Here is a 12,127-nt window from a genome sequence, read left to right as displayed (position 1 = left end):
CTGTCAACGTTGGTGACGCGGTATATTCCATCAGCGCTGTTTTTAAGGGCGGTCCGCCACCGGAGTGTGGTCAAATCGATTAAAGGATAACAAGCGAGACACTTATCTGATTTTCCCCCGGATAAGTTGAGCTTCGAGATATGAACGCCGTGCCGAAATTCTTCGGCCCGGCGTTTTTTAATATAATTTTTAATTATAAATGTTGATTCTGTGGTTGAAACAAGATGCATTTAGCATAATTAAATCTTTTTTTTATTGATTATTTTTTAATTACGTATAAATTACTGATGGGCTAATTCTAAATTTACCCTTGGAATCAATGACATTTTTTAATATCTTGCCCGTAAATTGGTCACTCGATAAATACTATAAGTTTTCGTTTAGCGTTAAAGGAAGCATTCAGACAATAGATTTCCTCACCTCATGTCTGAAATTATAAATGTGAAATCATTCATTTTGAATGAATATTGAATTGGGGAGTGAATAAATGTCTTTTTCTATGAATTTTGTTATCGATGCCGATATCGAGCGCCGCGTAATGATCTCGAAAATATATGGAGTCTGGAAACGAGAGACAGCTCTTCATTATCATGAGGATTATATTGAAGAGGCTGCTCCTCTGATTGGTCAAAAATGGGCCAGGATCGTCAATTTATCTAACTGGAAACCTTCTTACCCGGAAATAAATAAGATTCTCGGAGAACATATGCGCTGGTCTAAAGAAAATGGCAACATACTGGCAATCTATGTAATCGATAATCCCGTTACAAAGAATCAGTTAAAGAAAATGTTCTCGGCAGGCGATACCGGCACAATTAGTAAAACCGTAAAAACCCGCGAAGAAGCCGAAAAAATACTGCTTGAACACGGTTTTTAGATTATTATTTTAAGTACTTATCAAACCAATTCCTAATCAACTCCAGGCGAGCGATGCGTCTATCGGGACGACCATGCCGTGACAAACCATGAGGTTCTTCAGGAAAACGAATAAATTCAGCCGTTCGTTTCATCATTTTTAAAGTCACGAATAATTGTTCAGCCTGCTCAATACCGCACCGCAAATCCTGCTCAGAATGAATTATCAAAAGTGGCGTTTTTATATTTCCGGCATAGGTCAGAGGCGAACATCGTTTATAAGTTTCTTCGGTCGTCCAGGGTAAGCCCAGAAATTCTCGGTTAAGGCTGTATCCCATATCTGAAGTACCAAAAAAACTTTTTAGATTAACCACCGATCTCTGTGTCACCGCCGCCCGAAATCTATTCGTATGCCCAATTATCCAATTCGTCATATAGCCGCCATACGACCCACCCGTCACGCCCATTTTCTTCGAATTCACAAACGGCAAATTCTCAAGGTAATCGGCCGCGGCCATGCAATCGGTGTAATCGATAGTGCCCCAATCGCCGACAATTGTCCCGGCAAACGTCTCCCCCCGTCCGCCTCCACCTCGAGGATTGGTATAAAAGACAACATACCCCTGCGACGCCAAATACAGCATCTCAAAATAAAATGTATAGCCATATTGACTTCTGGGACCGCCGTGAATCTCCAGAATAGCCGGATATTTCCGATTCTTGGTAAACCTGGGCGGTGTAATCATCCACCCCTGGAGCTTAGTACCGTCCTGGGCCTTAAACCAAACTTCTTTTATGCCGGGCATATTGATTTCAGTCATCATTTTCCGGGACGGTGCCGTCAGTACTTTCGACTTGATGTCACCATTATAGACGGCAGGAATCAAATGCAGTTCACCCGGAGTCTTTTGGGTTGAATATACCGCCGCAAATCTCTTACAGTTTTTCCCAAATGAATATTCCTTGATATGGCATTTCTTTTTTGTAACTCGAGTCGGCAATCCGCCTTTGGCAGGCACATAAAACACATTCGTACATCCCGTATCGGACGACGCGAAATAAATCCGCTTCCCGTCAGGTGACCACACCGGCGTCGGCACCATAAAAGCCTCACCCATATCCCCAATCGTGGAATCCTTTACCTGCCGATCAAATTTGGGAATTAAATCCCGGGCCCGCGGCCTCCCGCCGATTCCTACCGTCCACAAATGAAAATTAGTTACTCCCCAGGGATCATCCGGATTGGCATGCCCCACATAAGCCAGCTTCTTACTGTCAGGAGAAAACGATAATTCCATCTTGGGACCGACCGGCGTTTGAATTTTCCTGAGTTTACCCCCTTTCGTCGGCAAAACAAAAATATCATCATGCATCACATCGACATCAGGATTCCTGGATCGATTTGAAACAAACGCGATTAATTTGCCATCGTGTGACAATGTTGGTCCCATATCATCATATTTGCCCTTTGTCAATTGAATCATTTCCCCGCCATCAACATTTACTTTCCAGATATGATATCTATCACGGGGAAGAAATCCGGCTCCGTCCAAACGATAGAACAACCGAGTAATGCGCCGATAAGCCGGCGCCTCCTTCTTTTTCTTTTCATCCTTAATTTCATGCGAATCATTAAGGCGAAATTGAAAAACAATCTCTTTGCCATCAGGCGTCCAGTTCAAGTGCGAAAACGAACCATCCCGTTCGATTAATTTTCGCTCGCTTCCTCCCTCTATAGGCATAAGATAAATACCCGTTTTCTTATTACGTGTTGATATGAAAGCAATGGTTTTTCCATCATGCGACCACGCCATCCCTCGATCATATACCTCTCCATAAGTATATTGCCGGGATTTTCCCGATGCGATATCGACAACATGAATTCTTGAGTAGTAATTGCGCCGGTCTTCAGATATGTTTTCAATAGTATAAGCGATTTTTTTCTCATCAGGCGACATCTTGGCCGAAGTTAAAAGTTCAATATTAGTGAAAACGCCCGCCTCGATTTTACGGCTTTTCTTTTTCTTTAACATAGATTTATTCCTCTATTGAGTAGACTAATTCTCAATATAAAATATGATTTTCAAACTGATTGAAATTAAGCTGCGGTCGGTAAAAAGTCAATAAACGGGAAACGCTTATGTCATGGGACGATAAGCACGCTTTTCAAAAGTTATCACATCGTTTACCGTTGATACATAGAAGTAATTTTCGCAACTGAACGGAATATAAATTAGTCGGGAATTCTCTATGGAAAATTTAAAATCATCTATGGATAAATTTGTTTTGTTAGCCGCATGAGAGCAGTATAGTGTTATCTCAGCTATCCGATGCGCCTTTTGTAACCCTACCGTTGCCGGTAAAAAGCGCCTATCCAGATCGTCAACCGGCTCAATGTTCAACGTCTGTCCCGACGCCGTGACTCTCTTGGTCAAACGACGCATGGCGTCAAAGTTGGAAAATGTAAACGCCGGCACAATCAAATTCTCGGAATTATCCGTATGATAATATGATTTGACAAAATCATTAATCAAATTTACCGGCGCTCGGAATGACCAAAATGGAAACAGCTGAGTATTTCTATTGCCAATGTTACCCGATTCAATAGCTTGAAAAATCCCCTCATTTAAAGTTACATTATTATCGATAGAAACCGCGATATGACAATTACGGCATATATAAACACATGAACTGCTCGCCGGGAGATCGATCCCGCAATTCTTGCAGCGATGCATTGTAACTGAAACCTGACCATAGTCAATTAATGATGTCTGACCCTGATGTTCGTCAGTTGGCTCATCTGAAGGATTAACAACCGACAAAACCCTGCCAACGACTCCGTCGCAGACTATTCTTTGCGGGCTTCCTCGGGATATATGTTCAAAAATCCCGAAAGGAAAATAAACAATCGAACCCTCGGGAAACATAAGTTCACAGGCAACACATCGCCCGGGCTCGCCCGTATGCTTGCTCATTTCTACAGAATCACTGGCTTGTTTTACCGTCGCCTCCCATGATTTCTCAATTGGAATATATTGAGCCGAATCATCATGATCTTCGGCCGACTTCGGATACATCTTTATATAATCGGTTCGCCGTCCCAGAGAAGGCGGTATCCCGGAAATCTCAGTCGTCGCCGCCCAGGTCGTTGAAAAAGGCGAAAGTTGTACCGTTAGTTTTTTTTCATCCAAACTCGATGGTTTTGCGGTTAATGACTTTCCAATAACGCGTCCGGTTACAAATACACCACGATAATCAAGCTGCGTTGTCAAAATATTAGAGTTCGTATTTCCGGTATAGCTTTCGGTACGCTTTGCTTTCACCTTTAGTTTAACCGCGTCGATTTTCCAGTATGGATAATAAACCACTTTATATGACAAGCCCGGACCGGTCAAAGGCAAACCGGCATTTTTGAGATATCGATCCACCTGAAAACGAAGCTCTCGCTTTTGTATTTTCATCGGGACATAATAGACCGACGTCGACTCCGGCATTACCAATCTCAACACCGAACCGCAGAAAGAGCATTCGATGGAGAAAAAATCATCCTGCAATTCCAAATCGGCCCCGCATCCGGGACAGGTAACATTAATATAAAAACCGGCTTTTTTATTCGGCCGCATCATCTCCGCTAACCTTCTTGCCGCATTCACCGCAGAACTTCGACCCCGGAATTAATTCCGTCGAACAATGCGGACAGGTCGGCTTAACATCCAATTTATGTCCGCAATTCATGCAAAAACTCGCTTCGGTCGGCAGCTCATGACTGCAACTGGGACACATATTCAGTTTTATCATGGCATGACCGCATCGATAACAGAACCGAGATTGCTCCGGCGTATCGGTATGGCAGGCCGGACAGGTCACCGTCGGAACCGGTTCGCGACGAAGCTCGGTCTGCTCCGGAGAAAATACTTTCTGCATCATCCCCGGCACCATCAAACCGATTCCGGCGCCCATTCCAATTCCGGCTCCGGCCGCGGCCGGACCGCCGGCTGTACCCAAACCTTTAGCCATTTCAAATTTCAGGAATTTATCAAGATCGCCTACCGCTTCCATTCCCGAACGCTGATCAATCATTTTCGAAACATCTTCCGGAGGGGTAATCGAGGAAATATAGAAATCGACCAATTCCATACCGTACTTGATGAACTCATCCGAGACGATCCCTTTGAATTCCTCGGCTAATTCGGTATAGATAGCTGGTAATTCAAGTATCGAATCGAGTTTTTCGCCCAGCATATCATTCATTCGCGCGATAATTACATCACGCAAATAATCCTGAATCTCATCAGTGCTATACCGTGACTGGCGGCCGACGATTGAATTCAAAAACAGGGCCGGCTCGGCAATCCGCATCGTAAAAGCGCCGTGCCCGCGCAACCGAATCAAGCCCAGCCTGGAATCTTTGAAAGTCACCGGATGCTTGGTACCCCATTTCAAATTGGTAAACGTCTTCAAATTTACGAAATATACTTCTGCCCGAAAGGGAGAGTTAAATCCATATGGAAACGCCAGCAAACGCGTCAGGATCGGAACGTTTAAAGTCGAAAGCGTATGCCGCCCGGTCGTAAATGAATCGGCGGCATGACCGCTCTTGAAAAATATGGCCATCTGGCTGTCGCGTACAATTAACTGCGCCCCCAGCTTAAAATCGGCCGAACCCTCCTGAGGAATCCGATGAATCATCTCCTCGCCCGAAGGATCCATCCACTCGATAACTTCCATCAAAACTGACATTCTATTCTCCCGCGTTTATTAAATTCAGACTATATACTCCTATCTTCGACCGATATTCGCCAATTGTCACTTTTTTGGACATTCTGCCCCCATTCCCCTGGCTAATGTTCAAATAATGGACTTCAAATATCCCAATATGGATACCCGGATAAACAATATTTTTCTGATCCTTTGTAAACACTGTTTATCCCTTTTCCCATAAATCTAATATCCTTATCGTAGAGACTACCCTCGCTTTGTCTCTATATGAGCATTTCAACTTTTAATTCGATCATACACCCATGTCTTTCCCTCGAAAGGGCGTGTAAAAAAACCACCGCCGGGAGTTGCGGCAGGTCTTGATTTTGTGAAAACAAAATTGTGACCTGCCGTAAGACAAAAGCCTACGAATCTAAAAGCTTCTCTGGTATTGTAGCCTCAGATCACTACAGTACTTTTTTTTGTTGAATTCATATTGATTTTTTTTGAATATTTATCCGTGTTCAGATAAAAACCGCATTTTATCAGCTCGATTTTGGGAGGTAAAAACCAGCACTTTATAAAGGAGACAAAATGAGACATATCAAACTATCTCAGACTTTGATTCTTTTTGCCATATTAATTATATCTTCAGCGACGGTATTCGCTCAAGCCCCCGACATGATAATGTATCAGGGTCGGCTGACCGATACCGACGGCGCCCCAATCACGACCACCACCCAGGTTATCTTCACCATTTACGACGCGGATGTTCTCGGCAATGATCTTTTTGCTGATACTTTGGATATTACACCCGATAATAATGGTCTCTTTACCGCCGAAATCGGCCCGGTAAACGCAAGTATCTTTAATGGCGCTCAGCGTTTTATTGGAATCAAGGCCGGTGCTGACGCCGAAATGGATCCCCGGCAACTATTAACTTCGGCGCCCTATGCCTATTCGGCTGAAAGAGCGCAAACCGTTCCCAACAACAGCATTAACGATATAAAAATAACCGATGAGCCAGGCTTAGCATTCAAAGAATCGCTGCCCGCAAATATCTTTAGGGAAATCCCAGACGGATATACCGTTCTCGACTCAATTTCTATTTCAGCACCTTCCTCTGGTTATATATATATCTGGGCTCACGTCGACATTGCCATTGACCATGTGTTGGGTACCCGTGATGAAATCTATTTTCAAGTCGCGACAACTCCTTCGACGATAGTTTTTGGGAATTATGGATTTTCCCAGATAATGGTTCCCAGTGAACTGCCTACCCAGGCGAGCAGATATTACACTTATCCGATTGATGTTCACCGTCCCTTCTTCGTAAATTCAGCCGGTACTTATAAGTATTATTTCAACGCCAGGACCATATCAGGCTTTGCTGATATTGACCGATTTTATAATCTCCAATTAACCGCCTTCTATTTCCCTACGGCTTATGGAACCGTTGACAAATCTTCAATAGCGACAGAAAATAATCAGCCAAACTCCTTAACCGGAGAATAATTGATAAATCTTAGAATATAACAGGAGCCGAATTCCCGGCTCCTGTTCTCTTATAATTCACTAATTTGTAACATCTTAGAGACAAAATAACTATAAATCACGATAAAATTTTCCTCAAAACTTGAAAATCCGACCAAATTTTCGTATATATTATAGTAATGGGCAATGTCTCCGAGCCAAATTATCGGTTTTGAGCCAAACGCCCAGTCAAATCAAATCCAATCCCATCTGGTTTTGCTTTGGTTATTTTGCGGAGGTTAGCCGTGTTTAAGGTTAAGTATTTCAGAAATATTGACTGTATCGACCGCTTGTCGGATAATGAAAAAGTCGCTTTGGCCCCGGTCAACACCCGCTACAAATTCAGGGCCAACGATTATTATTTATCGCTCATAGACTGGAATGACCCTGACGACCCGATCCGGAAAATAGTCATTCCCGACATAAGCGAACTCGACGAATTCGGAGAGTTAGACCCGTCCGATGAAGAAGCCAACTATGTCGCTCCCGGCTGCCAGCATAAATATCCTCACACGGTCCTGCTTCTTTGCACTGAAACGTGCGGCTGTTTCTGCCGATTTTGTTTCCGCAAACGCCTGTTCATGGACAAAAACGACGAGGTTGTTAAAGACGTCACTCCCGGCATTGAATACATCAAAAATAATCCGCAAATTACCAACGTCTTATTAAGCGGTGGCGACCCGCTTTTGATGTCAACCGGAAGGCTGGAAAATATTATCAAGTCTCTTCGGAAAATTGATCATGTGCAAATTATTCGCATCGGGACCAAAATGCCCGCCTTCAATCCCTATCGCATTATCGACGACCCGAAACTGCCCGAAATGCTGTCCCATTACAGCCTGCCCGATAAACGGATTTACATAATGACTCATTTCAACGTCACCAATGAATTGACCGATGAGGCCATTCTCGCCCTTGATATTCTCATGAAATCCGGTGTCGTATTGTCAAATCAAACTCCCATCCTGAAAGGCATAAATGACAAGCCGAACGTTTTGGCCAACTTGATGAATAGCTTATCGACCATCGGCGTTACCCCTTACTATTTTTTCCATTGCCGCCCCACAACCGGCAACAAACCTTATGCCCTGACCATTCCTGAGACTTATTTCGCCTTGGAAAGCGCCAGGAAGAAAGTCAGCGGTCTTGCCAAACGAGCTCGACTGGTCATGTCCCACGAACGAGGCAAAATCGAGATTGTCGGTATCTCTGATGATTATATTTATCTGAAATACCATCGCGCCAAATATCCCGAAGACGAAGGTAAACTCATTATTTATTACCGCAACAATAACGCCTTCTGGATGGATGACCTGACACAGGTCCATGATTCTCACATTGAGGCCGAGCGTCTGGCGCATCAATTTATTCGGGTTACAGGAACAGATTAACTTCAATATTTATTTAACTTATCTATGAAAATTCTACCGTAATTTGTGGACAAAACCTTCATCCTATTATAAATTAAGCTTCCCAAAGTGTTAGAAATTTTTTATGTAATTCGAAATAGATAAAACAGGGACGAGTATAAATGGCAGACAAAAAACCAAACGCGATAATTACTCAGAGAATTGAAGTTACCAAAGATTTAATCAAGCTGCGCGTCGTTCCCGACGGATGGGAACTTCCCGATTTCGAACCGGGCCAATATGTGACGTTGGGCATGCCCGCAACATCACCTCGCTCTGAACGAGCCGACGTCGAAGAACGCCCGCCCAAAAATCCGGATCGTATAATCATGCGCGCTTACTCGATCGCGTCATCGTCAATCGCCAGGGAATATATCGAATTATATATCGGCATGGTCCACACCGGCTCCCTCTCTCCTCGCCTCTTTGAATTAAAGCCCGATGACAATATTTGGATGTCCACCACTTTTCGGGGCATGTTTACCCTGCGGGAAGTCCCTCCCGAATTCAATAGTGTTTTAATCGCGACCGGAACCGGAGTGGCTCCTTACATGAGCATGATCCGCACCGAATTATCAAGCGGCCTCAAACGGCGCTTCGCTGTCTTTCATGGCGCCTATCATTCCTACGACCTTGGCTATCATTCCGAACTATCGGCCTTAGCCGCGGTAAGCGAAAATTTTTCCTATTTTCCGACCCTGTCACACGCTCACGAAGAAAAAACACCCTGGAATGGGCATGAAGGATTCGTCCAGAAATTATGGACCGACAGCATTCTTGAAAAAGAATGGGGAATACGGCCGACCTCCGAAAATACTCATATTTTCCTGTGCGGAAATCCCTACATGATCGAGGAAATGACTGAGCTTTTAAAAAAAGAAGGATTTCAGAAACATTCCAAAAAAAATCCCGGCCAAATCCACTCCGAACAGTATTTTGTAAAGTTATAGGTCCAAACCAAATTATTGTTGCTTAAGGGCAACAGTCTCATGCTCTCGCCGAAAGTTTTTTTGACCTGAACTCTCGTTGCAAAGAAAATTCTTTATCGGGAATTTTCTAAAACCGTTTCGAATTACTGGCAGGAATCCTGCCCTATCGGTCTCATTCCCGATAGATACAAAATTGTCCGCTTACCGGCACCGCAAGATTTATGGCAAACTCCAGCGGGGGAGACCCGGGATGCTGATAAGGCTCCGTAATCGAAATAGTATACGTCCCCGGAGCTAAATCCGTAATTTCCAGTTCAATATCGTAGGGGCAAATACAATGACAAGGGGAAATTAGAAAAATCTCTTCCTCGACTATTTCAATAATCCCGTCTTCCATATTAATATTAACCGAAAAACTATCGGCGCAACAATTGGCGGTCATGTCTGTGTGCCTGAGATATAGCAGCCCCGTGCTATCATATGTAAACTCGACACAGGTTTGATTAAAACCGCTCGCCTTTAAATTATTGACATCCAATAGGCCTTTACATTCTGAAATACTCGTTAAGTCAATTTGCGGTAATACTTCGACAGGAATATTGGTTGATTTGTCTTCGCCACACCCAAAAAACGTTGATAAAATAATAAACGGTATAATTATAAATCCCCCGATAATTGAAAAAACGAATTTTGATTTTTTATTATCGCGCATTATATATCCTTTCTCCGCCCCCTGAATCAAAATACGCTGAATCAAACGCAATTACTGTGCCGATTTGTCCATGTTCAAATTTTCGATGCGGGACAATAATTTACAATTACGAATATTCCGCCAGTTAATGTAATCGTACCTTAAGGTACATAATTATTCTAATGTTGTACAGCGAGGTTCGTTATCAAATTTATCTCATCAACTGCCGATCACCTGACAGGTCGGAATCCATAAAAGTTATCCACATTTTATTTCCCAAAATTCCTTATTAGCTTATATCCCTATTTAGCTTACAGAGAATTGGATTCGTTTTGTCCTTTTTAGTTATCCGCTGCAAGTTTGATGGTGATTACTAACGATGAAATATATTCTATATCGTATCCTCTAATATTTCACCATCATTACAACTCCTCTTAAACAGCTATTTCTATAGAAAGCGAACCCTTAATGATTAAGTGTAAATTTATACAATAACTGATTCGAATTAATTAAGTTGCCATTGGCTTATAATCGTGCCATAATTAATACTATCAATGAATTGTTTTAATCCACCCAATGGGCGAGATGCGAATTTTCATCTCGCTCTAAACGAGAAAGGTGGTAATGCGAATGATGATTACGAAAACTCTTAGAATCATCGGCTTATTTATGCTAATGTTGTTTGCTGCGAATTGTTCAGATGATTGTGGTACTTGCCCGGAACCCGGGGTTGCACCGGGTGTCGTTGAGACCTACCCGCTTGAAAGCGATATTGATATTCCGACAGATACTGTCTTGACCGTTACCTTCGATAAAACGATGGATCCTGCAAGTATCTCTGCCGGATCGTTTACTCTTGAAGGTCCGCGCGGTTTGGTGAACGCAACTGTGTCATTCGACGGCGATTCAACGGCGACGCTCACTCCCCTCGAACGGCTGGCTGGACACTCGATTTATACCGCTCGCGTCGATCCCGGTGTAAGAGCTGTAGACGGTGTGCAGATGGGCGTACCCTATGCCTGGTCATTCACAACCGGCACCACGCCGCTATTGATTTACCCCGATATCGAATTCACGGTTCGTGACGTTGACGGCGACGGAATCGGGGATGAATTATTAGGTGGAGGCCCCCCGGGACGGTTACTCCAAACCGGAGAAAACGGCCTGCTTACAGATCGAGCCGTTATTGAATTTCCCTTGGATGAGATCGTTCACGACGAAGTATTAGATGCTATTGGGTTAATAATTATTTCAGAATCTACCACACAGTATGATTCTGCCTATTTTGAGTTCTGGGGATTTGCCGGCGACGGAATCGCTAATATATCGGATTGGGATTATGGCTCGCTCATATATTCGCGACATGTGGAAGATGTTGACTCCGGAATGACGATAATGATCCCAATGACAGAATTTATAAATGCGGCACTTGATAGCAGCGCTACCCATATCGGTTTGCGAATCGAGGCGACGGGAGTTCAAAAAATTGGAATCGCGACTTCCGGCCCCTTAAACGGAGATGACAAAGCCAAAATTATTTTGCACTATTGAGTTGGTTGCAATTAAGCCAGGGTGCCCCAAGTCTTCAGACTTGGGAAAAGATAACTAGCATAAATCATCTATCGCCACGATCGGGGGCCCATCCGAAAAAAGCGTAGCGTTTTCGGATGGGTTCCCGCATACAGCATTTACAATTATCCCACACAATCCCCACTATTTCAGAATTCATCCGCATATGTAAGATGATTATCAATCCATTAGAGCAAAATATACTTGTATGGGCTCGCCGCGACGAGCCCGAATCGCCAGTCTATATTTTTCGCAAGAGGCAGGAACGCCGCGCGACAGCCGAAAACAGGCTTTTGCCTGTCGTAATCACCATCGGTTTGATATGACCCAAAACGTTAATCTGAGGAAACAAACCCATTTTTACCGCGCAGGTGTGGACACCTGCACGGCACCAAATACTATTAACATGAAGTGGATACACCGCGCGACAGCTGAAAACAGGC

The 12,127-nt window shown here is 43.6% G+C and carries 10 protein-coding genes; 5 read left to right on the top strand and 5 right to left on the bottom strand.

The features are described from left to right. The first annotated feature begins 487 nt into the window (after window positions 1-487). A complete protein-coding gene (locus V3V99_00050) occupies window positions 488-877 on the top strand; it encodes a hypothetical protein (GenBank protein MEE9441051.1) in 390 nt (129 codons plus the stop codon). 4 nt (window positions 878-881) lie between these two features. On the opposite strand, the gene V3V99_00045 is transcribed toward V3V99_00050, so the two are convergent. From V3V99_00045 to V3V99_00035, 3 genes are all read right to left on the bottom strand, one after another. Further along, window positions 882-2,888: a S9 family peptidase gene (locus V3V99_00045; GenBank protein ID MEE9441050.1), complete on the bottom strand. Its 2,007-nt coding sequence runs from the start codon at window positions 2,886-2,888 to the stop codon at window positions 882-884. Between the two features lie 105 nt (window positions 2,889-2,993). Beyond that, window positions 2,994-4,481, bottom strand: coding sequence for a hypothetical protein (locus V3V99_00040; protein ID MEE9441049.1), 1,488 nt, complete (start codon window positions 4,479-4,481; stop codon window positions 2,994-2,996). Next, window positions 4,465-5,595, bottom strand: coding sequence for an SPFH domain-containing protein (locus V3V99_00035; protein ID MEE9441048.1), 1,131 nt, complete (start codon window positions 5,593-5,595; stop codon window positions 4,465-4,467). Before V3V99_00035 ends, V3V99_00040 begins: the two co-directional genes overlap by 17 nt. Window positions 5,596-6,147: 552 nt before the next feature. Here V3V99_00035 and V3V99_00030 point away from each other — a divergent pair. The 3 genes from V3V99_00030 (at window position 6,148) to V3V99_00020 (ending at window position 9,445) form a co-directional block, all read left to right on the top strand. Further along, the gene (locus V3V99_00030) at window positions 6,148-7,068 is read left to right on the top strand and encodes a hypothetical protein (GenBank protein ID MEE9441047.1); all 921 of its coding nucleotides are present in this window, start codon (window positions 6,148-6,150) and stop codon (window positions 7,066-7,068) included. 263 nt (window positions 7,069-7,331) lie between these two features. Then, complete coding sequence (locus tag V3V99_00025) at window positions 7,332-8,477, top strand: KamA family radical SAM protein (GenBank protein MEE9441046.1); 1,146 nt, start codon at window positions 7,332-7,334, stop codon at window positions 8,475-8,477. Window positions 8,478-8,617: 140 nt separating this feature from the next. After that, on the top strand, window positions 8,618-9,445 hold the full coding sequence (locus tag V3V99_00020) for a ferredoxin--NADP reductase (protein MEE9441045.1): 828 nt from the start codon (window positions 8,618-8,620) through the stop codon (window positions 9,443-9,445). Between the two features lie 151 nt (window positions 9,446-9,596). Here V3V99_00020 and V3V99_00015 read toward each other — a convergent pair whose 3' ends face one another. Further along, window positions 9,597-10,136: a hypothetical protein gene (locus V3V99_00015; protein MEE9441044.1), complete on the bottom strand. Its 540-nt coding sequence runs from the start codon at window positions 10,134-10,136 to the stop codon at window positions 9,597-9,599. A gap of 609 nt (window positions 10,137-10,745) precedes the next feature. Here V3V99_00015 and V3V99_00010 point away from each other — a divergent pair. Then, on the top strand, window positions 10,746-11,666 hold the full coding sequence (locus V3V99_00010) for an Ig-like domain-containing protein (protein ID MEE9441043.1): 921 nt from the start codon (window positions 10,746-10,748) through the stop codon (window positions 11,664-11,666). Window positions 11,667-11,925: 259 nt separating this feature from the next. Here the strand turns inward: V3V99_00010 and V3V99_00005 are convergent. Further along, a partial coding sequence (locus V3V99_00005) for a hypothetical protein (protein MEE9441042.1) occupies window positions 11,926-12,127 on the bottom strand: 202 nt, incomplete at its 5' end.

The organism is Candidatus Zixiibacteriota bacterium (assembly GCA_036480375.1).
Classification (GTDB): domain Bacteria; phylum Zixibacteria; class MSB-5A5; order GN15; family JAAZOE01; genus JAZGGI01.
The sequence above is the reverse complement of the archived record's forward strand: the minus strand, read 5'-3'. Positions and strand labels throughout refer to the sequence as shown.

Excerpts from the sequence above, each read along its gene's own strand:
- V3V99_00050 (MEE9441051.1), top strand. The coding sequence starts at position 488 with ATGTCTTTTTCTATGAATTTTGTTATCGATGCCGATATCGAGCGCCGC.
- V3V99_00045 (MEE9441050.1), bottom strand. The coding sequence starts at position 2,888 with ATGTTAAAGAAAAAGAAAAGCCGTAAAATCGAGGCGGGCGTTTTCACT.
- V3V99_00040 (MEE9441049.1), bottom strand. The coding sequence starts at position 4,481 with ATGATGCGGCCGAATAAAAAAGCCGGTTTTTATATTAATGTTACCTGT.
- V3V99_00035 (MEE9441048.1), bottom strand. The coding sequence starts at position 5,595 with ATGTCAGTTTTGATGGAAGTTATCGAGTGGATGGATCCTTCGGGCGAG.
- V3V99_00030 (MEE9441047.1), top strand. The coding sequence starts at position 6,148 with ATGAGACATATCAAACTATCTCAGACTTTGATTCTTTTTGCCATATTA.
- V3V99_00020 (MEE9441045.1), top strand. The coding sequence starts at position 8,618 with ATGGCAGACAAAAAACCAAACGCGATAATTACTCAGAGAATTGAAGTT.
- V3V99_00015 (MEE9441044.1), bottom strand. The coding sequence starts at position 10,136 with ATGCGCGATAATAAAAAATCAAAATTCGTTTTTTCAATTATCGGGGGA.
- V3V99_00010 (MEE9441043.1), top strand. The coding sequence starts at position 10,746 with ATGATGATTACGAAAACTCTTAGAATCATCGGCTTATTTATGCTAATG.